Raw genomic sequence first — 23,143 nt, forward strand, 5'->3', positions numbered from 1 at the left:
CGGAGTTCCTCTGGTCTCGGTGGTCGGTTCGGCTCCGATCGAGTCTAGGACCGCCTCGGCCCGGACGCTCAGGCTCGGGAGAACCTGTGTCGACCGCGCCGAGCGGACCTTCCGAGAGGGCTCGGGCCACTCCGCGTCGATGGTGGGCGCGACGGAAGGCACCACCATGACCAGCGACACCAGCGCTCCCCCGCAGCACGGCTCGGGCTCGAAGCTCAAGCAGGCGATCACCGGCCCGCTCCTGTTCCTCTTCATCCTCGGCGACGTGCTCGGCGCCGGCATCTACGCCCTCATGGGCACCCTGTCGAAGGACGTCGGTGGCGCGCTCTGGGCACCGCTGGTCCTCGCGCTGCTCCTGGCACTGCTGACCGCGGGCTCGTACGCCGAGCTGGTGACGAAGTACCCGAAGGCCGGTGGCGCCGCGGTGTTCGCCGAACGGGCGTACAAGACGCCGATCGTGTCGTTCCTCGTGGGCTTCAGCATGCTCGCCGCCGGGGTCACGAGCGCCGCCGGCCTGTCCCTGGCGTTCGCGGGCGACTACCTCGGCACGTTCGTGGACCTGCCGCCGGTGCCGACGGCGATCGTGTTCCTCGCGCTCATCGCCTGCCTGAACGCCCGCGGCATCTCGGACTCCCTGAAGAGCAACGTCGTCATGACGATCATCGAGGTCTCCGGCCTGGTCATCGTCATCGTCGTGGTCGCGATCATGCTCGGCGGCGGAGGCGGCGACGTCTCGCGCGTCGGTGCCTTCCCCGCCGAGGCGAACCCAGCACTCGCGACCCTGAGCGCCGCGATCGTCGCCTACTACTCGTTCGTCGGGTTCGAGACCTCGGCGAACATCGCGGAGGAGGTCCGCGAGCCCCGCCGCGTCTACCCCCGCGCACTCTTCGGCGCCCTGGCCACCGCCGGCGTCGTCTACGTGCTCGTCGCGCTCGCGAGCTCGATCGCCCTGCCCGCCTCGGAGCTGTCCGACTCGAGCGGCCCGCTGCTGGCCGTCGTCTCGGCGACCGGCGTCCCGATCCCCGACTGGGTGTTCAGCATCATCGCCCTCGTCGCCGTCGCGAACGGTGCCCTCCTCACGATGATCATGGCGAGCCGCGTCACGTACGGCATGGCGGAGCAGCGGCTCCTGCCCGCCCTGCTCGCGAAGGTCCTGCCGAACCGGAAGACCCCGTGGGTCGCCATCGTCGCCACGACGGTCGTCGCGATGGCCCTCACGCTGGTCGGCGACGTCGGCACGCTCGCCGAGACCGTCGTGCTCCTGCTGCTCTTCGTGTTCATCAGCACGAACGTGGGCGTGCTGGTGCTACGGAAGGACCACGTCGAACACGACCACTTCCGGGTGTGGACGTGGGTGCCCGTGCTCGGCGTCGCGTCCTGCGTCCTGCTGCTCACCCAGCAGAGCGGCCAGGTCTGGCTCTACGCCGCCCTGCTGCTGGCCGTCGGCGTGGTGCTGTACTTCGTCGCCCGCGCGACGGGCCGCCGAACCGGACGCGACCACGAGGCGGGTCGCATCCACTGACCGCTCCCCGACCAGCTGACGGACCGGAGGCTCGGTGCCGGCTGGCACCGGGCCTCCAGGCCGTCGTGTGGTCGCGTCAGCCCAGGGTGCGCACCCAGTCCTGGACGGCCGCGCTGATCTGCGCCCGCGCGTCCTCGCGCGAGATCGTCGCCGAGCGGTCGCCGGGCTGGTCGCCGTAGGCGCCGAAGTCGGCGTGGTTCACCCCCGCGATCTCGACCATCCGCGCCGTGGAGGGGAGCTCGTCGCGGGCGGCGGCGACCTTCTCCGGCGTCGAGAGGCCGTCACGGGAGCCGGAGACGCTGAGGACCTGGACGGCCGAGCGCGCGATGTCGTTCGCGCAGTAGCTGCCGAGCAGCAGCAGACCCTCCGCGTCCTTCGCGAGCTGGCACGCGCGGACCCCGCCGAGCGAGTGGCCACCGACCGCCCAGGAGCGGACTCCGGGGGCGTGCGCCTCGAAGGTCGACAGCGGGCGGGTGTCGAAGAACGCCAGGTTGAGCGTCGGCTTCGTGATGACGACGGTGGTGCCCGAGGCGACGACCTGCCGGAAGGTCGCCAGGTACGCGTACGGGTCGACCTTCGCGCCCGGGATGAAGACGATCCCCCTGCCGTCGTCGGCGCCGGTCGGGGTCATCACCACGCTGTCACCGGCGTCGCGCACGGCCACGCGGTCGTCGCGCCAGACCTGCAGTGCAGCGCTCCTGGTGCCCTGCATGACGATGTTCGCGTACACGAGGAACACCACCGCGAGCAGCACCACCACGGTGACGACCCAGGCGGTCCAGCGGAGTGCACGGTTCACGATCGGTCCTCCTCGTCCGGTCCGTCCTCCTCGGGCCGACGGGCCGTCACGGTCAACCAGCGCTCCTCGGCGCCGGGGCGGGTGGTCTCCCGCACGTCGACGGCCACCCACCCGGCGCCCGTGACGGCACCGGCGAGGGCGTCCTCGTCCCAGTAGGTGAACCAGCGGGGGTCGTCGAGCTTCCGGTCGCTCCAGCCGTCGCCCTGGCCGTCGCCGTCGCCGCGCTTCACCGTCGCCGCGAGCACCCCGCCGGGGCGGACCGCGCGTCGGGCACGCTCGAGCACCGTGCCGGTGTCCGACCGCGGGACGTGCAGCAGCACGGCGTTCGCGAAGACGGCGTCGTACGGACCGCCCCAGCCGTCACGGCGGACGTCGAGCACCCGGGCGTCGTGCCCGGCGGCGCGGAGGCGGTCGACGAACGCGACGCTGCCGTCGGTGCGGTCGACACGCAGCCCCGCCGACTCGAGGGCGTCTGCGTCCCGACCCGTGCCCGAGCCGAGTTCCAGGACGTGCGCGCGCTCGGGCACGAGGGCGAGCAGGTCGTCGACGAGCCCCGCGCGGTGGTCGTCGGTCCGCTCCGTGTAGCGGTCCGCACCGCGCTCGTAGGCGAGGAGCGTGCGCTCGGCGGTGAGGTCGCGGCGCATCACGGTCTCGTGCCGCCCGTCCGGGAGCCGGTCGCCGGGGGTGTCCGTCGCGGTGAACCCGATGCGTTCGTACGCCCGGCGGGCGCGGTCGTTGTCGGGCACGACGGAGAGCTCGAGGTGCGCGACCCCCTGCGCGACGAGCACGCGGGCGACCTCGTCGACCAGGAGCGCGACGAGCCCTCGTCCACGGGCGTCCGGCGCGACCCACATCGAGATCAGTTCGGCCAGCGCGGGGTCGTCCGCGTCGGGGACCCCGCTCGCCATCCCCACGACGACGTCGTCCTCGACCGCGAGCAGGTCGACCGCTCCCGGCAGCGACAACCGTGTCCGCCACCGGTGTTCCGGGGCGTCCTGCCAGTCCTCGAGGCGGGAGCCGAACGCCTGGGGCGCGTCGGTGAGGGCGGCGAGGCGGACGGGGCGCCAGACGTCCCAGTCCTCGGCGGTCACCCGGCGCAGTGCGATCGTCACGGCTCGACGGTACCGCCCGGTCCTGTCCTCGGGACGCGGACCGGCGTCGGCTCAGCGAGCGGCACGGACCGGCACGTCGGTCGCCGACGACAGCGGCCAACGCCGGTCGAGCCACGGGCTGAGCACGGAGTCGAGCAGGAACCGTCCGGCCAGCCGCCCGACCGCCCAGTACGCCCCGACGAGCAGGAACACCAGCGGGGACCACACGTGCAGGACGAGGAGCAGGACCGTGACGATCCCGAAGGCGACCCCGATCGCGGAGTACAGCGACCAGAACCCGCCGACGAACCGGTCACGCGCGGCCTGCTCCGACGCAGCTGCAGCCGCTGCGGCCTCGGTCCGCTCGTCGAGCCCGCGCACACCCGGCTCAAGCTCCGCGAGGTCGTCCTGCGCGAAGAGCTCGCGCACCGGCACCTCGAGCGCCCGGGCGATCGCGGACAGGGTCTCGAGGCTCGCGTCGCTCCCGCCCTCGAGTCGTTGCACGGTCCGCACGGCCACGCCGCTCGTCTCGGCCAGGCGTTCCTGGGTCCAGCCACGCTCGCGTCGGAGGGTGGCGATCCGCATCTCGTTCATGGTGCCGAGCCTAGGAACGACGGGGGCGACAGCACCACGACACGGACACGACAGCCTCCCGCCACCCGCCCGACACGGCCCGTCACGCCCCGCTCGGGTCGAACCGGTACCCCATGCCCGACTCCGTCACGAGGAACCGGGGGTGCGACGGCTCGGGCTCGAGCTTCCGCCGCAGCTGCGCCATGTAGAGCCGCAGGTACCCGGAGTCGTTGCCGTGCGTCGGACCCCACACCTCGGTCAGGAGCATCTCGCGGGTCATCAGTCGGCCGGGGTTGGTGACGAGGACCTCGAGCAGGCGCCACTCGGTCGGGGTGAGCCGGATCGCCGGCCCGGTCGGCGGCGTGACCTGCTTGGCGACGAGGTCCACCACGAGGTCGCCGATCGTCACCGTCGGCGTCACGCCCGCGCTCGCCGCCGCCGTCGCCTGCCGCCGACCGAGCGCACGGAGCCGGGCGAGCAGCTCGTCCATCTGGAACGGCTTCGTCACGTAGTCGTCCGCCCCGGCGTCGAGCGCGTCGACCTTGTCCGACGAGTCGGTCCGGCCGGAGAGCACGAGCACGGGCACCTGCGACCAGGCGCGGATGCCGTCGAGCACCCCGATGCCGTCGAGCCGGGGCATGCCGAGGTCGAGCATCACGATGTCCGGGCGCTCGGTGATCACCGCGTCGATCGCGGCCCGGCCGTCCCGGGCGGTGACGACGTCGTACCCGCGGGCGGCGAGCGTGACGGACAGCGCCCGGACGAGCTGCGCGTCGTCGTCGGCGATGAGGACCTTCGTGCTCACTTGACATCCACTCCCAGGTGTCCGGCGATCGGCAGCCGCACGACGACGGTGAGCCCGCCGCCCGGGGTGTCGTCGACCTCGATCGTGCCGCCCATGCCCTCGGTGAAGCCGCGCGCGAGCGCCAGTCCGAGGCCGAGACCGGTCTCGTTGTCGGTGTCGCCGAGCCGCTGGAAGGGCTGGAACACCTCGTCGCGTCGGTCCTCGGGGATGCCGGGGCCGCGGTCGGCGACGCGGAGCTCGACCCCGCCGCCGAAGGCGCTCGCCGCGATGCGGACGCGCGTGCCCTCCGGCGCGTAGCGGCTGGCGTTGGCGAGCAGGTTCACCACGACGCGCTGCAGCAGTCCGGGGTCGGCGAGGACGGGCGGCAGGTCGGCGGGCAGGTCGAGGTCGACGTCGTCCGGGCCGAGCTCGAGCTCGTCGAGTGCGGGGGCGACGACCGTCTCGAGCGCGGTGGGCAGCGGGGTGACGGCGAGGACCCCGGCCTGCACGCGGCTGACGTCGAGCAGGTCTGCCAGCAGGACCGCCAGCTGACGGAGGCTCTCGTCGGCGGTGGTGAGCAGTGCCTCCCGGTCGGACGGCGAGAGCTGGATGTCGGAGGCGTGCAGGGTCTGCACGGCGGCGGAGGCTGCCGCGATCGGTCGGCGCACGTCGTGCCCGACGGCAGCGAGGATGGCGCTCCGGACGCGGTCGGCGGCGGCGATCCGCTCCGCGTCGACCGCGGTGCGGGTGAGCCGCCGGTGCTCGACCGCGGCGTCGAGCTGCTGCTCGACGACGCGCAGCAGTCGGCGCTGGGTCGGGTCGTCGGGTGCGCCTGCGAACTCGAGGACGGCTCCGGACGGGAGGCTCGTGGTCGCGTCCGGCCCGTCGGCGAACGTCCCGGACGTGGCCGGGACCTCGTCGCCCTGCCGGATGCGCACGCCGGTGAAGCCGAAGGCCTCGCGGGTGCGGTCGAGCAGTGCCTGCAGGGCATCGTCACCGCGGAGCACGCTGCCCGCGATCCCGACCAGGAGCCCCGACTCGGCCGCTGCCCGACGTGCCGCACGGCTGCGACGGGCGGACCGGTCGACCACGAAGCTGACCAGCACGGCGCTGATCACGTACATGACGAGTGCCACCAGGTGCCACGGCTGCTGGACGGTGACCATGTAGAGGGGTTGCACGAAGAAGTAGTCGAGGCTCAGCCCGGACAGCACCGCGGTGAAGACCGCCGGCCACATGCCTCCGGTCAGCGCGACGACGAGCACGAGCAGCTGGTACGACAGCACGTCGACCGTGATCGAGTCGGGGTCGCTGCCGAGCGACAGCAGCCAGGTCAGCAGCGGTCCGAGCAGCAGCGAGACCGCGAACGCGGCGGCGATCCGCCCGCGGGACAGGCTGCCACCGAGCTTCGGCAGGGCGAACCCGCCGCCGGCGCGCTCGTGCGTGACCACGTGCACGTCGATGTCGCCCGACTCGCGGACCACCGTGTTGCCGATGCCCGGACCGGTGAGCGCTGCGGCGAGCCTGCTCCGTCGACTGACACCGATCACGATCTGCGTGGCGTCGACCGACTTCGCGAACCGCACGAGGGTGGACGGGACGTCGTCCCCGACGACCTGGTGGTACGTCCCGCCGAGCTGCTCGAGCAGGGTGCGCTGCTTGCCGAGCGCCCCGGGGTGCCGTTCGCGCAGGCCGTCGTTCGTCGTGACGTGGACGGCTGCCAGTTCACCGCCGGCGCTGCGGGCGGCGATGCGGGCACCGCGGCGGAGCAGTGTCTCGCCCTCGGGGCCGCCGGTGAGCGCGACGAGCACGCGCTCCCGGGTCTCCCACCGGTGGTCGATGCCGTGCTCGGCGCGGTAGGCCTTGAGCGCGTCGTCGACCTCGTCGGCGAGCCAGAGCAGGGCGATCTCACGGAGTGCGGTGAGGTTGCCCAGCCGGAAGTAGTTCGAGAGTGCGGCGTCGATGCGGGCGGCCGGGTAGACCAGCCCGTCCGAGAGCCGCTCGCGCAGGGACGCCGGGGACAGGTCGACGACCTCGATCTGGTCGGCGGCGCGGACCACGGCGTCGGGGACGGTCTCGCGCTGCACGGTCCCGGTGATCTCCCGCACGACGTCACCGAGGGACTGCATGTGCTGGATGTTCACCGTCGAGATGACGCTGATGCCGGCGGCGAGGAGCACCTCGACGTCCTGCCAGCGCTTCCCGTTCGGGCTGCCCGGGGCGTTCGTGTGGGCGAGCTCGTCGACGAGGGCGACGTCGGGGGCCCGTGCCACGACCGCGTCGAGGTCCATGTCGTCGAGCGCGACGCCGCGGTGCTCGACGACCCGGCGGGGCACGAGCTCGAGGCCGTCGACCAGGGCTGCGGTGGCGGCACGCTCGTGGGTCTCGACGACGGCGACCACGACGTCCCGGCCCTCGGCGCGGAGGCGGTGGCCCTCCTCGAGCATCGTGTAGGTCTTGCCGACACCCGGAGCGGCGCCGAGCAGCACCCGGAGTTTCCCGCGCTTCACGTGCTCATCCTCTCGCGCGGGAGGTTGCCCTGCCACCGATCCACTGATATTCTGATGACACGCACCCACCAAGGCTCGAGCTTCGGCTTCCTCAAACCGGGTGGGACCTCCCGCCCCGCGTCCTCCACGGACGCGGGGCGGCGTACTTCCTCGCTGACGTTCGTTCCCCACGCTGTAGTTGCTGTCGGCTCGCCCGAGATCTCACGACCAGTCGATCTCGGAGCCGCCCCGTGCAGCAGACACCGGTGAGCATGTCGCGTCACCGCTCGGTGCAGTTCCGCCGAGCGCTCGTCGAGTACGACCTCGAGCCTTCCGACGATGCGGTGCTCCGCGCGCACGCCTTCGACAGCTCCGTCCGATCCGCTGCGATGGCGCTGACGGAGCAGGTCGAGATCGCGCTGCGAGGCCGGCTCGACGTCGCGGTCGAGGCACGCGTCGGTGTGCGCTGGTACCTGTCGCCGAGCACGTTCGGCGCCGACTTCGACCACGCTGCCTTCCGCGCAGTCGCCCGACGGGTCCTCGACCGATCGCTCGAGCCCGCCGTCCGGTCGGCATGGCAGGGCGGCCGCTTCGAGCGCATCCCGTTCGGCATGCTCGCTGAGGAACTCAGCTTCGGGGATCTCGTGCGCCTCGCGAGCGGTGTCGGTCCGACCCCACGCGCCGAGATCGCAGCAGGGTTCCGAGTGCCGACGTCGACGCTCCGCTCGACCCTGCTGCACGTGAACCACGTCCGCAACTGCTGCGCCCACCACGTGCGACTGTGGGGTCGTCGACTCCGGGTGCCACCGCCGACCTTCCGGTCGCCGCTGGAGCTCCTCCGCCGGCTCGACGGGTTGCCGAAGCGCTCGCCCGCGCACTCGATCGAGTTGCTCGCGTACCTCGCCGAGACGACCGGACCCTGCGACCGTCACACCGCCGCCCTCCGCCGGCTGCTCGACGAGCACGACGACCTGGTCGACGGGCTCGGCGGGCGACCGACCTGGGCGAGGGCGTGACAGCACGGTCAGGCCGACTTCGCCAGGGCCAGGTTCAGCTCGAGGACGTTCACGACCGGCTCGCCGAGGAACCCGGCCTGCCGGGACTCGGTGTGCTGCTCGACGAGCTCCCGGACGGCGTCGGTCGACAGTCCGCGGGCCTCGGCCACCCGGGCCACCTGCTGCGACGCGTACTCCGGGCTGATGTCCGGGTCGAGGCCGGAGCCCGAGGCCGTGACCGCGTCGGCGGGCACCTCGGCAGCGCTGACCCCGTCGGCCTCCGCCACGGCGGCCCGGCGCTCCTCGATGCTCTTCAGCAGGTCGGGGTTGTTCGGCCCGAGGTTCGAGCCGGACGAGGCGTTCGCGTCGTAGCCGTCCTCGCCCGCGGCACTCGGACGCGACTGGAACCAGCGGTCGGCGTCCTTCCCCGAGAAGGACTGCCCGATCAGGGACGAGCCGACGACCTTCCCGGACGAGTCGGTGACCATCGAGCCGTTCGCCTGGTCGTGGAAGGCCGCCTGGCCGACGCCCCACACCGCGAGTGGGTAGGCGACGCCGAGCACGACGGTGGCGAGCAGGGCGAGGCGCACGGCCACACCGGTGGAGCGGAAGAAGGAACGTGATGAGGAAGCCATGGTCTAGAACCCCGGGATGAGACCGACCACGAGGTCGATCGCCTTGATGCCGATGAAGGGGACGATGACGCCGCCGAGCCCGTAGACGAGCAGGTTGCGTCCGAGGACGGACGACGCCGAGGCCGCGCGGTACTTGACGCCGCGCAGCGACAGCGGGATGAGCGCCACGATGACGAGCGCGTTGAACACGACGGCCGACAGGATCGCGGACGACGGGCTGTGCAGCCCCATGATGTTCAGCGCCGCCAGGCCGGGGAACGCCGCCTGGAACATCGCCGGGATGATCGCGAAGTACTTCGCGACGTCGTTGGCGATCGAGAACGTGGTGAGCGCCCCGCGGGTGATGAGCAGCTGCTTGCCGATCCGGACGACGTCGATGAGCTTCGTCGGGTCGGAGTCGAGGTCGACCATGTTGCCGGCCTCCTTCGCAGCGGTGGTGCCGGTGTTCATCGCGACGCCGACGTCGGCCTGCGCCAGGGTGGGGGCGTCGTTCGTGCCGTCACCCGTCATCGCGACGAGGTTCCCGCCCTCCTGCTCCTTGCGGATGTAGGCGAGCTTGTCCTCGGGCGTGGCCTCGGCGAGGAAGTCGTCGACGCCGGCCTCGGCGGCGATCGCGGCTGCCGTGCGCGGGTTGTCACCGGTGATCATCACCGTACGGATGCCCATCGACCGCAGCTCCGCGAAGCGCTCGGCCATGCCGTCCTTCACGACGTCCTTCAGGTGCACGACGCCGAGCAGGGCGACCGTTCCCGAGGCCGAGCGGCGTCCGACGACGAGCGGTGTGCCGCCCTGGTCGGAGATCTCGGCGACCGCGGTGTCGATCGCGGCGACGACGGCGGCGTCGGTCGACCCCGCCCAGTCGAGCACGGCGGCCGCTGCGCCCTTGCGGATCTGCGACCCGTCGGCCAGGTCGAGCCCGGACATGCGGGTCTGTGCCGTGAAGGGCACCTCGACCGCACCCGTCGGGGTGCCCGGCGTGATGCCGTCCTGCTCGGCGAGCGTGACGATCGAGCGCCCCTCGGGGGTGCTGTCCGCGGCGCTCGACAGGGCGGCGGCCTCCATCAGCGTCGCGACGGTGACGCCCGGGACGGGCACCACCCGCGAGGCCTGGCGGTTGCCGTACGTGATCGTGCCGGTCTTGTCGAGCAGCAGCGTCGTGATGTCCCCGGCGGCCTCGACCGCACGGCCGGACATCGCCAGCACGTTGTGCTGCACGAGCCGGTCCATGCCGGCGATGCCGATCGCGGAGAGCAGCGCGCCGATGGTGGTCGGGATGAGGCAGACGAGCAGCGCGATGAGCACCGGCACGCTGACGGTCGCCCCGACGAGCCCCGCGATCGGCTGCATCGTCAGGCAGACGATGACGAAGACGATCGAGAGCGACGCGAGCAGGATGTTCAGTGCGATCTCGTTCGGCGTCTTCTGCCGCGCCGCACCCTCGACGAGGCGGATCATCCGGTCGATGAAGGTCTCGCCGGGGGTCGAGGTGATGCGGACCACGATGCGGTCGGACAGCACCCTGGTGCCACCGGTGACGGCGCTCCGGTCGCCGCCGGACTCGCGGATGACGGGTGCCGACTCGCCGGTGACCGCCGACTCGTCGACGCTGGCGATGCCCTCGACGACGTCGCCGTCACCGGGGATCACCTCGCCCGCGACGACCACCACGACGTCACCCTTCGCGAGGTCGACCGAGGCGACCTCCTCGGTGTCGTTCGCCAGGGCGGCAGCGTCGGACGCGTCCCACCGGAGCACCCGGCGGGCGCTGGTCGTGGAGCGGGTCTTCCGCAGGGTGTCGGCCTGCGCCTTGCCGCGGCCCTCGGCGACGGCCTCGGCCAGGTTGGCGAAGACGACGGTGAGCCAGAGCCACACCGCGATCGCGGCGGTGAACACCGACGGCTCGACGAACGCGGTCACGGTGGTGAGCGCGGCGCCGACCTCGACGATGAACATGACGGGGTTGCGCCACATCAGGCGCGGATCGAGCTTGCGGAGCGCGCCGGGGAGGCCCGCCGCCAGCTGTCGGGGTCCGAAGGCGGACGATCGGGTGACCGGCCGGGAGGCACTGGTCGCCTCCGCCTCGGCGGTCGCGGTGGTCGTGGTGTCATGTGTCATCGATGCGGCTTTCATCGTGCGAGCGCTTCGGCGAGGGGTCCCAGGGCGAGGACCGGGAAGTAGGTGAGGGCGGTGACGATCACGGCGACGGCGCCGAGCAGGCCGACGAACAGCGGCCGGTGCGTCGGCAGGGTGCCGACGGTCGCGGGCACCTTGTCCTGTGCGGCGAGGGACCCGGCGAGCGCCAGGACGAGCGCGATCGGGATGAACCGACCGAGCAGCATCACGACGCCGAGCGCGGAGTTCATCCACGTCGTGTTCGCGGTGAGTCCACCGAACGCCGAGCCGTTGTTGTTGGCGCCCGACGTGAAGGCGTAGAGCAGTTCGGACAGCCCGTGGTTGCCGGGGTTGAAGATGCTCGTGCCGAGGACCTGCTCGCGGACGCCCGGGATCACCAGGGACAGTCCGGTGCCCAGCAGCACCAGCGTCGGCGTGACGAGGATGTACAGCGCGGCGAAGGTCATCTCGCGGGCGCGGATCTTCTTGCCGAGGTACTCCGGGGTCCGGCCGACGAGCAGTCCACCGATGAACACCGTGATCACGGCGAGCACGAGCATGCCGTACAGGCCGGAGCCGACGCCGCCGGGGCTGATCTCGCCGAGCATCATGTTGAGGAGCGCCATCATGCCGCCGATCGGCGTGAAGCTGTCGAACATGCCGTTGACCGCGCCGGTCGACGTGGCGGTCGAGGTCGTGCCGAAGAGCGTCGTGCCGAGGATCCCGAAGCGCATCTCCTTGCCCTCCAGCGCCGCACCGGCCGCCTGCGTGGCGCTGCCGCCGCCGGCGAGCTCCGCGATCGACATCACCGAGAGCGACACGAGGAAGATCGCGCCCATGACCGCGAGGATCGCGTACCCCTGACGGTCGTCGCCGACGAGCCGCCCGAACGTACGGGGCAGCGAGAACGGGATGACGAGCATGAGGAAGACCTCGACGAGGTTCGTCCACGCCTGCGGGTTCTCGAACGGGTGCGCCGAGTTCGCGTTGAAGTACCCGCCGCCGTTCGTGCCGAGCTCCTTGATCGCCTCCTGCGACGCGACGAAGCCGTCGGGGATGTGCTGGGTGCCACCCGCGAGCGTGGTGATGTCCGTGCCGCTGCCCCACGACTGCACGACGCCGCCGGCGACGAGGACGATCGCGAAGACGAAGGCGCCGGGGAGCAGCAGCCGGCCGGTGCCGCGGACGACGTCGACCCACACGTTGCCGAGCGTGCCGCTCTTCCGACGCGCGAACCCGCGCACCAGCGCCACGGCGACCGCCAGTCCGACCGCGGCGGACAGGAAGTTCTGCACCGCCAGGCCCGCCATCTGCGCGGAGTAGCCGACGGTCGCCTCGGGCGAGTACGACTGCCAGTTGGTGTTCGCGACGAAGGACGCGGCGGTGTTGAACGCGAGCGACGGACCGACGTTCGGCAACCCGAGGTCGCCGGGCAGCACGACCTGGATGCGCTGCAGCAGGTAGACGAGCAGCACGCCGACGGCGCTGAAGAGCAGCACGCCGCGCAGGTACGCCGGCCAGGACTGCTCGGCGTCGGGGTCGACACCGATCACGCGGTAGACGCCGCGCTCGATGCGGGCGTGCTTCGTGGGTGTGTAGACACGCGCCATCCAGTCGCCGACCGGGCGGTACGCGACCACCAGGAGCAGGACGAGGGTGGCGACCTGGGCGATCCCGGCCCAGGTGTCGGCAGCGCTCATCAGAACCGCTCCGGGTGCACGAGCGCCCACACGAGGTAGACGACCGAGGCGATGCCGAGGACGGCGGCGGCGATGGTGACGACGATCACAGCCGCTCCACCCCCTTGGCGATGAGTGCCACGACACCGAACACGGCGAGGACACCGGCGACGACGAAGACGTCGAACACGAAGGACTCCGTTGGTTGCTGCGGGTCCGACGCCGGGCGGCGCGGACCGCACCACGTGTGGTGCGGTACCGATGCTGGATCCGGCCGTGTGCCTCCAGGCCGGTCCTAACGCAATCCTGACGGCGTCCTGACGGACGCGTGCACCGCCCTAACGGAGCGCTGCTGTCCCGAGGCGCTCCGCCGCCCGCTGGACAGCAGCCCGCAGTTCGTCCGGCCCCTCGACCACGAACGGCACCGTCAGTCCGGCGACCGCGCCGGCGAGCCCGTCCCACGACCAGGACCCGAGCGTCAGCGGCCGTCGCCCGTTCTCCGTCCGGCCGAGCGCGGCGTCCTCGGGCAGGAACGGGACGATCCGCGCGGCGTCGGCAGCGCTGAGTGAGACGGTGCCCCTGCACGGCCACGCGTCGTCGTGGTCGGAGCCCTTGAACCGGGCCGACACGAACGCCGCCGCGTCCTCGCCGGGTACGGGTCGCGGCGCGAACGGCAACCGGGTGCGCATCCGCGGGGCGATCCGGTCGACGCGGTACGTGCGCCAGTCCTCGTGCTCGGGGTCCCAGGCCAGCAGGTACCACCGGCCGTACCGGGCGACGACCGCGTGCGGCTCGACGCGGTGCGGGGTGTCCCGCTCGCCGTACCCGAAGCGCAGGACCTCGCGCCGGTGCACCGCCTCGCTGACGGCCACCAGCACGTCGGGGTCGACGCGCGGGCCGGACGACCCGACGACGGCGTCCACCAGGTCGACGCGTTGCCGGAGCCGGTCGGGCATCACCTGCCGGACCGTCGCCAGCGCTCGGACGGCGGACTCGGCGATGTCGGCCCCGGAGGCCGGGGCGACCGCGAGCGCGAGCGCGATCGCCACGGCCTGGTCGTCGTCGAACAGCAGCGGCGGCAGGTCCGATCCGGCGGCGAGGCGGTAGCCGCCGGCCGGTCCGCGGACCGAGTCGATGCGGTAGCCGAGCTCACGGAGTCGATCGACGTCACGACGGAGCGTCCGGGGGCTGACGGTCAGGCGGCCGGCGAGCTCGTCGCCCGTCCACTCACGGTGCACCTGCAGCAGCGAGAGCAGGGCGAGCATGCGCGAGGAGGGGCCGGCCATGCCACCATCCTCGTCCGAGAAGCGGTCACGATCTGACCGCAACGCCCGTGACACTCGACCCATGAGCATCGAGACCACAACCCACATCAACTTCGACGGACAGGCACGCGAGGCCCTGGACTTCTGGGCGTCCGCGTTCGGCGGCACCGTCACCGCCGCGACGTACGGCCAGATGGGCGCGTCCCAGGACCCCGCCTGGGCGGACCGCATCGTCTTCGGCCAGGTCGCGACCGACGCCGGCTTCCGCATCATGGCGTTCGACGTCTGGCCGGACCAGCCGTACGACCAGGGCGCGAACGCCTTCTACGTCTTCGTGCACGGCGACGACGCCGACGAGGTCACCCGCTACTGGGAGGCACTGTCCGACGGTGCCGAGGTGCGACAGCCCCTCGCCCCGTCGCCGTGGGCCCCGCTCGCCGGACAGCTCCGCGACCGGTTCGGCGTCGTGTGGCAGTTCGACGTCGCGGCGCCGCAGGGCTGAGCCCTCAGCACGTGGGCGGTCCGGCGACCGTCCACGTGCTGACCGTCACGGCGGCCGTCACGGTCGTCGGGGCGAACACCCTGCCCGGGTCGACGTGGTGGTGGCTCGGGCCCATGTGCACGACGTCGTGCACGTCCGCCGCGGACAGGTCCATCGTCCAGGTCAGGTCCTCGGACGACCGCAGCGCGAAGGTCGGCTCGAGCGAGTCCCGCAGCCGCCGCTCCTTCTCCGGGTCGACGGCGATGGTCGCCTCGGCCAGCTCCGCGAGGTGCCCGGTCCGCGGCGTCACCACGGCGAGCACGCCCGCCGGGTGCAGCACCCGGGCGTACTCCCGCTGGTTGCGCGGGGCGAAGACGTCCAGCACGACGGCCGCCGCGTCGTCGACGACCGGGAGGCGCTCGGTGACGTCCCCGACGACCGCTCCCGCCCGCGGGTGGACGCGGGCCGCCCGTCGGATCGCGACCGCGGACAGGTCCAGCGCGACCCCGAGGCGGGCAGTGACGGCGCCTGCCGGAGGCGAGTCGGGCCTCCCGTCCGGCGCGGTCGCGTCCGATGCGGTCTCGTCCGGTCCGTCCGCATCCAGCACGTGCGCCAGGTACGTGCCCGGGCCGGAGCCGACGTCGAGCACGACGCCCGGCGCCTCGGTCGCTGCGACCACCGCGGCGAGCGCCCGCTCGACCGGCGCGTAGTGCCCGCGACCGAGGAACCGGATCCGCGCGTCGACCATCTCCGGGGTGTCCGCGGTCAGGGCGCGACGCTTCGCGGGCAGGAGCGTGAGGTGGCCCTGCTTCGCCTCGTCGAACCGGTGTCCGGTGGCGCAGCCGACCTGCCCGCCGTCGACACGGACGAGGGGCTCGGCGCAGACGGGGCAGGCGAGCACGGGGAGCAGGTCGTCGCGCACCGTCCCAGCGTACGGGCGTCGGTAGCCTGGCCGGATGGCACTGGAGCAGCTCTTCGGCCTCGACGGACGTCGTGCACTGGTCACCGGGGGCAGTTCCGGCATCGGTCGGGCGATCGCGCTCGCCCTCGCGGACGCGGGCGCCCACGTGGTGGTCGCGGCGCGCACGCGGGACGCGATCGACGAGAACGTTGCGACGATCACCACCGGCGGCGGGTCCGCCGTCGGCGTCGTCGCGGACCTGTCGACCCGGTCGGGAGCCCACGCGCTCGCGGACGCCGTCGGCGAGGTGGACGTCCTCGTCAACTCGGCCGGCATCAACCTGCGGCCGCCGATGCCCGACCTCGACGAGGGCACGTGGGACGCGACGATGGCCGTCAACCTCGACGCACCCTTCGTGCTCGGTCAGCGGCTCGCGCCCGGCATGGCCGCACGGGGGTACGGCCGCATCATCGGCATCAGCTCCCAGCAGGCGCACCGCCCCTTCGCTGCGAGCGGCGCGTACGGGGTGTCGAAGGCCGGCCTGGAGGCACTGGCGCGCTCCCAGGCGGAGGCCTGGTCGGGCAGCGGGGTCACCTCGAACGTCCTGGTCCCCGGCTTCGTGCAGACCGCGCTCAACAGGCGGCTGTCCGCCGACCCGGAGCGGGTCGCCGCGCTCGCCGCGCGCACGCTCGTCGGGCGCAACGGCGAGCCGTCGGACTTCGCGGCCGCGGCGGTGTTCCTGGCCGGACCGGGCTCCGCGTACGTCACGGGCCAGTCGATCGCGGTCGACGGCGGCTTCTCGGTGCACTGACGCCCGTGCACTGACCGCCGTGCGGCGGGCCGACGGTGGAAGCCGAGGTGTGCTCGGTAGCGTCGGTGCATGGCCGTCATCCACCGCGCAGAACTCCGACCGTCCAAGGCCGAGGCCCTCGCCGCCTGGCTGCCCGCGCAGCCGTGGAGCGGACTCACCGCCGGTGCCGCCGTCGAGGTCGTCACCCGCTTCCGGTTCGACGACCCCGAGGGCGAGGTCGGCGTCGAGGAGATCATCGTGCGGACGCCCGAGGGACGGCTCCTGCACACGCCGCTGACCTACCGCGGCGCTCCGCTCGACGGCGCCCGGGGCTCCCTGGTGTGCGAGATGCACCACTCCGTGCTCGGGCAGCGCTGGGTGTACGACGCCGTCGCGGACCCGGTGTACGCCGACGTCCTGCGTCGCGCGATCGCCACCGGCGGGCACGAGGCGGAGCTCGAGCGCGCCGACGGCTCCGGACGGCTCGACAAGGAGGGCACGGCGGTCGGCAGCGGATCGGCGCCGGACTCCCCCACGGTGACGTCGGTCGCGGCCAGCACCGACGGGACCGAGACGACGGTGCGCACGGGTCACGGCGACCTCGTCGTGCTGCGGGTGATCGGTCTCCCCGTGCCGGACGGCGAGACACTGACCGCGACCTGGGGCGACCGCTCGGTCGTCGTCGCGGTGCTGCCCGCCTGACGGACGCCGCCCGGCCCCTCGAGGACGTGCCCCGTCCGGGGGACTCGGAGCTTCCGGGCGTCTGATTGCAATGTGCAACTTCGAGGCGGGACCGACTGGGTGGGGCTGCTCCCCGCCGCGGTGGTCACCGCTGCCGTCGACCACGACCTGAGCGGCCCGCTCGCCGACGACGAACGCGCGGCGATCGCCCGTGCCGTCCCGTCGCGGCGTGCCGAGTTCCGCACCGGCCGCCTGCTCGCCCGCCTTGCCCTGACGGCGATCGGCACCCCGGTGACGGCACTGCCCGTGGGCCGGAGCGGGGCTCCCCGCTGGCCCGACGGCGTGGTCGGCACGATCACCCACTGCCCCGGCGTGCGCGCCTGCGCCGTCGCCCGGCGCGACGAGCACGCCGGCATCGGCATCGATGCCACGCCTGCACGTCCCCTGCCGCCGGGAGTGCTCCGACGCGTCGCCGACGTCGCGGACGACCGTGTCGCACGAGGTCTCGCCGCGCTCCGGCGAACCGGTGTTGAGAGTCCGGACAGCGTCCTGCTCGCCGCGACCGAGGCCGTCGCCAAGGCCCGCTCGACCGCGCACGACGGCTGGTTCGGCATCGACGGCGCCCACGTGGAGCTGCGCCCGGACGGGACCTTCACGGCGAGCGCGCGTCGCGGCCCGGCGTTCGCGGCGACGGGACGGTGGGCAGTTGACCGGGGGACGGCGCGTGCGGGCATCGTGCTCGCCGCGCGCTGAGACGCCGCGCGCGGGGGCGCGTCGGACGAACGAGGAAGGGAACCACCATGGTGCAGCAGGACGAGGACACCTCCGTCGAGGCGGTGTTCGACCGGTACGCCGACCGAACGGCGCTCCGACAGCGGGACGGCGACGTCGTCACCGACACGAGCTTCCGGGAGCTCCGCGACCGTGCGCGGGCCCTCGCGGCGGTGCTCGGCGAGACCGTGGCCCCGGGTGACCGGATCGCGGTGCTCGGTCCCCCGAGCGCCGACGTCGTGACCCTCGAGCTCGCGTGCTCGGTGCTCGGCGCGGTGAGCGTGCCGCTGCAGACGAGTGCGCCCGTCGAGCAGCTCCGTGCGATCGTCGACGAGACGACGCCGGTGTGGCTGGGCGTCACCGCCGACCAGGCAGCGACGGCCCGGGCGGTCACCGACGCGGCAGCAGCCGAGGTCCGCACCGTCCTGCTCGACACGGCGGGTGCGGCCGGCGGCGCGACCGGTGCCGAGGGCACCGACGATGCGGCAGCGCTGCCGACGCTCGCCGACCTGGTGGCGCGGGGCCGCGACCGGCCGCAGCCGACCCCGTGGCGACCGGCACCCGACGAGGACCCCCTCGCCCTGCTGCTGTACACCTCGGGCAGCACCGGGACCCCGAAGGGCGCGATGTACACGCGGTCCATGGTCGAGCGGCTCTGGCACGCACTGCCGCCGGACCACCCGGGCGCGGTGACCGTCGGCTACGCCTACCTGCCGCTGAGCCACCTGACCGGTCGCGCCGCGCTGCTCGCCACGCTCGGTCGCGGCGGCACCGTGGCGCTCGCGACCTCGACCGACCTGTCGGCCCTGTTCGAGGACCTCCGGGTCTACGCGCCGACCGAGCTCGTCCTCGTCCCGCGGATCGCCGAGATGGTCCGCCAGGAGGGCGCCCGCGAGGAGCAGCGACGACTCACCGCCGGCGCGACCGGAGCCGCTGGCGCGACCGACGCCGCGGCCGTGCGTGCACAGGTGCAGGACGACCTCCGGACGCGTGCCTTCGGCGGTCGCGTCCGGCAGGCCGTGTGCGCCAGCGCCCCGCTCACGCCCGAGCTCCGCACGTACCTCGAGGCGTGCCTCGGCGTCCCGCTGCACGACCTGTACGGCTCGACCGAGGCGGGCAGCATCCTGCGCGACGGCGTGGTGCAGCAGCCGCCGGTCACCGAGCACAAGCTCGTCGACGTCCCCGAGCTCGGCTACCGCACCACCGACCGACCGCACCCGCGGGGCGAGCTGCTCGTGCGGAGCACCGCGGTGATCCCCGGGTACTTCCGTCGCCCGGACGTCACCGCCGCGGTGTTCGACGAGGACGGGTTCTACCGGACCGGCGACGTGATGGCGCAGACCGGTCCGGACACGTACGAGTACCTCGACCGTCGGAACAACGTCATCAAGCTCTCGCAGGGCGAGTTCGTCGCGGTCTCCGCACTCGAGGCGACCTACGGTGGGACGCCGGAGGTCCGGCAGATCGCCCTGCACGGGGACAGCAGGCACGCGTTCCTCGTCGCGGTCGTCGTGCCCGTCGACCCGGAGGCCACGGAGGGCGACCTGCTCGCCGCCCTGCAGCGCACCGCCCGCGCGCACGGGCTCGCCCCGTACGAGGTGCCCCGAGCGATCGTCGTCGAACCGGACCCCTTCACGGTCGACAACGGCATGCTCTCCGATGCCCGCAAGCTCCTCCGTCCCCGGGTCACCGCCCGCTACGGGGACCGGTTCGCCGCGCTCTACGACGCGGCCGCCGAGCAGCAGAGCGGCACCCTCGTCGCCACGCTGCGCGAGCACGTCGGCGACGAACCGACCGTCGACACGGTCGTCCGTGCCGCCCGTGACCTGCTGGGCGCCGAGGTCAGCACGGCAGCCGCGTCGGCCGCGCGGTTCTCGGACCTCGGCGGTGACTCACTGTCGGCCCTGACGTTCTCCGGGGTCCTCGAGGACGTCTTCGAGACCGAGGTGCCCGTCGGCGTCATCACCGACCCGACGAACGACCTCGCCGCCGTAGCCGCGTACGTCGAGCGATCGGCCACCGACGACCGCCCGACCGTCGCCCGCGTGCACGGCGCGGACCCGGCGGTGCTGCGCGCGTCGGACCTGCGGGTGGACCGCCTGCTCGGCGCGGTCCCCGAGCCGGTCGCACGCGCGCCCCGCACCACCCCGGACGGGCCCCGCACCGTCCTGCTCAGCGGCGCGAACGGCTACCTCGGCCGCTTCACCGCGATGGACTGGCTCGAACGGCTCGCACCGGTCGGCGGCACGCTGGTCTGCGTCGTGCGCGGCTCGGACGACGCCGCTGCCCGTCGTCGACTGGACGCCGCGTTCGCGGCCGATCCCGCGTTCGCCGACCGGTTCGCCGAGCTCTCGGGGGCGCTCGAGGTGGTCGCGGGCGACGTCAGCGAGCGCCTGCTCGGCCTCGAGGAACCGCGGTGGGAGGACCTCGCCACACGGGTGGACCTCGTCGCGCACGCCGCCGCCCTGGTGAACCACGTCCTGCCGTACTCCGCACTGTTCGGGCCCAACGTCGTCGGCACCGCCGAGGTTGTCCGACTCGCGATCGCCGCCGGGAGCGTCCCCGTCACCTTCGTGTCGAGCGTCGCGGTCGCCGGCGGAGCCCGCCCGAGCGCGTCCGAGGACGTCGCCCCCGACGCCCCCGCGGCACTCGACGAACGGGCCGACATCCGGTCGACGATCCCCGAGTGGACGGTCGCCGACGAGTACGCGAACGGTTACGGCGCGAGCAAGTGGGCGAGCGAGGTGCTGCTCCGCGAGGCGCACGAGCAGCACGGGGTCCCGGTCGCGGTGTTCCGCTCCGACATGGTCCTGGCGCACCCGCGCTGGCGCGGCCAGGTGAACCTGCCGGACGTGTTCACGCGCCTGGTCTGGAGCGTGCTCGCGACCGGGCTGGCACCCGGGTCCTTCGTGCAGCGGACCCCGGACGGCCGGGTGCAGCGGTCGCACTACGACGGCCTGCCCGCCGACTTCACGGCCGCAGCGATCGACGCCATCGGCGCGTCCGTGGTCGACGGTCACCGGACGTTCAACGTCGTCAACCCGCACGACGACGGTGTCTCGCTCGACACCTTCGTCGACTGGCTGGTCGAGGACGGGCACGCGATCGAACGCATCGAGGACCACGCCGAGTGGGTCGACCGGTTCCGGTCGGCGCTCGAGGCGCTGCCGGACGAGGACCGCGCGCGCTCCGTGCTCCCGCTGCTGCACGCCTTCGCGGTGCCGGAGGCTCCGCACGCCGGGTCCGCGATCCCCGCCGACGCGTTCACGGCGGCCGTGCGGGCGGTGCGCCCGCTCGGGTCGCCGGACGTCCCGTCGCTCGACCACGCGCTCATCACCAAGGTGGCGGACGACCTGACGTTCCTCGGCCTGCTCGGCCCGGTCGCGTCGCCCACGCGCTGAGCACCGGACGGGAGGCTCGGTGCCGGTCCGACACCGCGCCTCCCGTCCGTCACCCGCTCACGCCGGACGCCCCTGCCGGGCCCGCCCCGACGGGCACCGGCAGGGCCTGTCTGCGCACGGCGAGCTGCTGGCAGGATCGAGCACGTGAAGACACTGGAGTTGCCACAGACCGACCTCACCGCGTCCGACGTCGTCGTCGGCCTCATGCGGATCAACGACATGAGCGACGAGGACATCCGCGAGCTCTACACCGCCTCGCGCGACGCGGGCGTCACGATGTTCGACCACGCCGCCGTGTACGGGGTCTGGCACGGGTGCGAGCAGCGCTTCGGGTCGGCCGTCACCCTGTCGCCGTCCGAGCGTGCCGCGATCCAGCTGCAGACCAAGGTCGGCATCCGCCCGACGCCGGACGGCGCGTACTTCGACTTCTCGTACGAGCACATCATCGAGTCCGTGCACGAATCGCTCGAGGCACTGCGCACCGACTACGTCGACGTGCTGCTCCTGCACCGCCCCGACGCGCTCGTGGAGCCCGAGGAGGTCGCCCGCGCGTTCGACGAGCTGCACGCCGCCGGCAAGGTGCACCACTTCGGGGTCTCGAACCACACACCGGGTCAGGTCGAGCTGCTCAAGCGGTCCGTGCGGCAGCCGCTCGCGTTCAACCAGGTACAGCTGAGCATCACGCACGCCAACGTCATCACCCAGGGACTGACGGCGAACATGGCCGGTCTCGACCAGTCGATCGACCGCGACAACGACATCCTCAACCACGCACGCCTGAACGACGTGACGCTGCAGGCGTGGTCGCCGTTCCAGAAGGGCTTCTTCGACGGCGTCTTCCTCGGCGACCGCGAGCAGTACGCCGAGCTGAACGACGTGCTCGAGGAGCTCGCGTCGGCGCACGGCGTGACCCCGACCGGCATCGCGGTGGCGTGGATCACCCGCCACCCCGCGCACTTCCAGGTCGTCCTCGGCACGACGAACCCGCAGCGCGTGCGGGACTCGGCCGCGGGCTCGGACGTCGAGCTCTCGCGCGAGGAGTGGTACCGCGTCCTGACGGCGGCGGGGCACACCGTCCCCTGACCGGGGATCGGGGCGGCCGGGCCGGGTTCCGGCCCGACCGCCGAGGGTCAGTCGTCGGCGGTCGGGGCGCTCGGCACGCGGACGTCGACGGGTGACACCCGGGTCGGGTCGGCCGATGCTCCGCCCACGACGCCGAACGAGATGCCGAGCTCGGCGGCGGAGTCCTCGTCGAGCTCGAGCCCGTCCTCGGTGGCCTGGTCCTCTGGGATGGCGCGACCCTTCGACGGGTCCCACGCGTTCGCGAACGACATGCGGACGAGCTTGCCGCCCGCGGCTGGCAGCGAGGTGTCAGGCCTCGACGGTGTCCGTCAGAGGTCGTCGGGGTGCAGCCGGTCGCCCGCCTCGGGTCGGCGGAAGACCGGGCCACCGCCGGCCTCGTCCTCGTCCTCGTGCGGGGCGGGTGAGACCGACGGGTCGACCGAGTCGGGGCCGACGTCGGCGCCGCGGTCCTCCTCGGTCTCGGTCTGGTCGCTCCCGTCCACGGGGAGGTCGGCTCCGAGCTGGTCGGCACCGGGCTGCTGCGGATCGAACGGTGTGCTCATCGACATGACCCGAGCGTGCTCCCGGTCGGTGGAGGCGCGGTGGACGATGTCCGCCCACCGCGTCCCGCACCGGACTCGGGTACCCGGCCGCGAACGGGTCAGCCCCGGCCGGGACCCTTCGCCGGCCCCTCGGTGAGCGACCCGACCGTGGTGTCGACCGTCGTGTCCGCCGCGCCGGCCCCCTTGCCCTTGCCGCTGTTGCTCCCGGGACCGTTGCCGTTGCCGTTGCCGTTGCCGCTGGTGCCCTGACCGCCCTGAGGTGCCTCGACGGGGTTCGACGCCGGGCCGCCCGGCTGGGGACCGACGGTCGGGTCGTCGGCGGGCTGGCTCGGTTCCTCCGCGGGCTCGCTCGGCTGCTGCTCCTGGCTGGGCTGCTGCTCGGGCTGACTCGGCTCCTGCTCGGGCTCGCTCGGCTGCTGCTCCTGGCTCGGCTGCTGGTCCGGCTCGCTCGTCTGCTGTTCCGTCGGTGACGAGGATCCGGTCGGCGCCGGAGCGGGGTCGTCCCCGCCGCCCAGGGCGAAGAGCGCGACGCCGATGCCGGCCAGCACG

General features: G+C 73.1%; 21 protein-coding genes and 1 pseudogene. 8 read left to right on the plus strand and 14 right to left on the minus strand.

The features are described from left to right. Nucleotides 1–166 precede the first annotated feature (166 nt). Nucleotides 167–1,522 carry an APC family permease gene (locus D8M35_RS06125; RefSeq protein ID WP_126891038.1) on the plus strand — a complete coding sequence of 452 codons (1,356 nt, stop codon included), beginning with the start codon at nucleotides 167–169 and terminating at the stop codon, nucleotides 1,520–1,522. Nucleotides 1,523–1,598: 76 nt separating this feature from the next. On the opposite strand, the gene D8M35_RS06130 is transcribed toward D8M35_RS06125, so the two are convergent. The 5 genes from D8M35_RS06130 to D8M35_RS06150 form a co-directional block, all read right to left on the minus strand. Beyond that, nucleotides 1,599–2,321, minus strand: a complete 723-nt coding sequence (locus D8M35_RS06130; protein ID WP_174234698.1) for an alpha/beta hydrolase — start codon at nucleotides 2,319–2,321, stop codon at nucleotides 1,599–1,601. Beyond that, nucleotides 2,318–3,433 carry a bifunctional GNAT family N-acetyltransferase/class I SAM-dependent methyltransferase gene (locus tag D8M35_RS06135; RefSeq protein ID WP_126891039.1) on the minus strand — a complete coding sequence of 372 codons (1,116 nt, stop codon included), beginning with the start codon at nucleotides 3,431–3,433 and terminating at the stop codon, nucleotides 2,318–2,320. Before D8M35_RS06135 ends, D8M35_RS06130 begins: the two co-directional genes overlap by 4 nt. A gap of 51 nt (nucleotides 3,434–3,484) precedes the next feature. Continuing rightward, complete coding sequence (locus D8M35_RS06140; RefSeq protein WP_126891040.1) at nucleotides 3,485–4,006, minus strand: helix-turn-helix domain-containing protein; 522 nt, start codon at nucleotides 4,004–4,006, stop codon at nucleotides 3,485–3,487. Between the two features lie 82 nt (nucleotides 4,007–4,088). Further along, nucleotides 4,089–4,790, minus strand: a complete 702-nt coding sequence (locus D8M35_RS06145) for a response regulator (protein WP_126891041.1) — start codon at nucleotides 4,788–4,790, stop codon at nucleotides 4,089–4,091. Then, nucleotides 4,787–7,279 (minus strand): ATP-binding protein, encoded by a 2,493-nt coding sequence (locus D8M35_RS06150; protein WP_126891042.1) that lies wholly within the window; start codon nucleotides 7,277–7,279, stop codon nucleotides 4,787–4,789. Before D8M35_RS06150 ends, D8M35_RS06145 begins: the two co-directional genes overlap by 4 nt. A 251-nt stretch (nucleotides 7,280–7,530) precedes the next feature. Here D8M35_RS06150 and D8M35_RS06155 point away from each other — a divergent pair, with 251 nt between their 5' ends. Continuing rightward, nucleotides 7,531–8,274: an Abi family protein gene (locus tag D8M35_RS06155; protein WP_238638118.1), complete on the plus strand. Its 744-nt coding sequence runs from the start codon at nucleotides 7,531–7,533 to the stop codon at nucleotides 8,272–8,274. A gap of 8 nt (nucleotides 8,275–8,282) precedes the next feature. On the opposite strand, the gene kdpC is transcribed toward D8M35_RS06155, so the two are convergent. The 5 genes from kdpC to D8M35_RS06180 all read right to left on the minus strand — a co-directional run bounded on the left by kdpC (nucleotide 8,283) and on the right by D8M35_RS06180 (nucleotide 13,965). Continuing rightward, complete coding sequence (gene kdpC, locus D8M35_RS06160) at nucleotides 8,283–8,888, minus strand: potassium-transporting ATPase subunit KdpC (protein WP_126891044.1); 606 nt, start codon at nucleotides 8,886–8,888, stop codon at nucleotides 8,283–8,285. A 3-nt stretch (nucleotides 8,889–8,891) separates the two neighbouring features. Next, on the minus strand, nucleotides 8,892–11,003 hold the full coding sequence (kdpB, locus tag D8M35_RS06165; protein ID WP_126891045.1) for a potassium-transporting ATPase subunit KdpB: 2,112 nt from the start codon (nucleotides 11,001–11,003) through the stop codon (nucleotides 8,892–8,894). A gap of 11 nt (nucleotides 11,004–11,014) precedes the next feature. Next, a complete protein-coding gene (gene kdpA / locus D8M35_RS06170; RefSeq protein WP_126891046.1) occupies nucleotides 11,015–12,700 on the minus strand; it encodes a potassium-transporting ATPase subunit KdpA in 1,686 nt (561 codons plus the stop codon). Beyond that, nucleotides 12,700–12,789 (minus strand): potassium-transporting ATPase subunit F, encoded by a 90-nt coding sequence (locus D8M35_RS06175; protein WP_058729515.1) that lies wholly within the window; start codon nucleotides 12,787–12,789, stop codon nucleotides 12,700–12,702. The genes kdpA and D8M35_RS06175 overlap by 1 nt, the downstream gene beginning before the upstream one ends. A 228-nt stretch (nucleotides 12,790–13,017) precedes the next feature. Beyond that, the gene (locus tag D8M35_RS06180; protein ID WP_126891047.1) at nucleotides 13,018–13,965 is read right to left on the minus strand and encodes a YafY family protein; all 948 of its coding nucleotides are present in this window, start codon (nucleotides 13,963–13,965) and stop codon (nucleotides 13,018–13,020) included. A 61-nt stretch (nucleotides 13,966–14,026) separates the two neighbouring features. Here D8M35_RS06180 and D8M35_RS06185 point away from each other — a divergent pair, with 61 nt between their 5' ends. Then, entirely contained in the window at nucleotides 14,027–14,446 is a 420-nt protein-coding gene (locus tag D8M35_RS06185; RefSeq protein WP_126891048.1) for a VOC family protein, read from the plus strand. 4 nt (nucleotides 14,447–14,450) lie between these two features. Here the strand turns inward: D8M35_RS06185 and D8M35_RS06190 are convergent, their stop codons facing one another. Continuing rightward, nucleotides 14,451–15,347 carry a putative RNA methyltransferase gene (locus D8M35_RS06190; RefSeq protein WP_126891049.1) on the minus strand — a complete coding sequence of 299 codons (897 nt, stop codon included), beginning with the start codon at nucleotides 15,345–15,347 and terminating at the stop codon, nucleotides 14,451–14,453. A 34-nt stretch (nucleotides 15,348–15,381) separates the two neighbouring features. On the opposite strand from D8M35_RS06190, the gene D8M35_RS06195 reads away from it, so the two are divergent. From D8M35_RS06195 to D8M35_RS06215, 5 genes are all read left to right on the plus strand, one after another. After that, entirely contained in the window at nucleotides 15,382–16,137 is a 756-nt protein-coding gene (locus tag D8M35_RS06195; RefSeq protein ID WP_126891050.1) for an SDR family NAD(P)-dependent oxidoreductase, read from the plus strand. A 69-nt stretch (nucleotides 16,138–16,206) separates the two neighbouring features. Beyond that, nucleotides 16,207–16,818, plus strand: coding sequence for a hypothetical protein (locus D8M35_RS06200; RefSeq protein ID WP_126891051.1), 612 nt, complete (start codon nucleotides 16,207–16,209; stop codon nucleotides 16,816–16,818). A gap of 72 nt (nucleotides 16,819–16,890) precedes the next feature. Beyond that, the gene (locus tag D8M35_RS06205) at nucleotides 16,891–17,550 is read left to right on the plus strand and encodes a 4'-phosphopantetheinyl transferase (protein WP_126891052.1); all 660 of its coding nucleotides are present in this window, start codon (nucleotides 16,891–16,893) and stop codon (nucleotides 17,548–17,550) included. 47 nt (nucleotides 17,551–17,597) lie between these two features. Then, nucleotides 17,598–20,969 carry a carboxylic acid reductase gene (car, locus tag D8M35_RS06210; protein ID WP_126891053.1) on the plus strand — a complete coding sequence of 1,124 codons (3,372 nt, stop codon included), beginning with the start codon at nucleotides 17,598–17,600 and terminating at the stop codon, nucleotides 20,967–20,969. A gap of 144 nt (nucleotides 20,970–21,113) precedes the next feature. Then, nucleotides 21,114–22,052 carry an aldo/keto reductase family oxidoreductase gene (locus D8M35_RS06215; protein WP_126891054.1) on the plus strand — a complete coding sequence of 313 codons (939 nt, stop codon included), beginning with the start codon at nucleotides 21,114–21,116 and terminating at the stop codon, nucleotides 22,050–22,052. Nucleotides 22,053–22,099: 47 nt separating this feature from the next. On the opposite strand, the gene D8M35_RS06220 is transcribed toward D8M35_RS06215, so the two are convergent. From D8M35_RS06220 to D8M35_RS16565, 3 genes and pseudogenes are all read right to left on the minus strand, one after another. Then, complete coding sequence (locus D8M35_RS06220; protein ID WP_126891055.1) at nucleotides 22,100–22,303, minus strand: hypothetical protein; 204 nt, start codon at nucleotides 22,301–22,303, stop codon at nucleotides 22,100–22,102. A 57-nt stretch (nucleotides 22,304–22,360) separates the two neighbouring features. After that, nucleotides 22,361–22,594 (minus strand): hypothetical protein, encoded by a 234-nt coding sequence (locus D8M35_RS06225; protein ID WP_126891056.1) that lies wholly within the window; start codon nucleotides 22,592–22,594, stop codon nucleotides 22,361–22,363. A 98-nt stretch (nucleotides 22,595–22,692) separates the two neighbouring features. After that, a pseudogene (locus tag D8M35_RS16565) lies at nucleotides 22,693–23,143 on the minus strand (hypothetical protein); the annotation flags it as partial.

The sequence above is a fragment of the Curtobacterium sp. HSID17257 genome, from assembly GCF_003989515.1.
Classification (GTDB): Bacteria; Actinomycetota; Actinomycetes; order Actinomycetales; family Microbacteriaceae; genus Curtobacterium.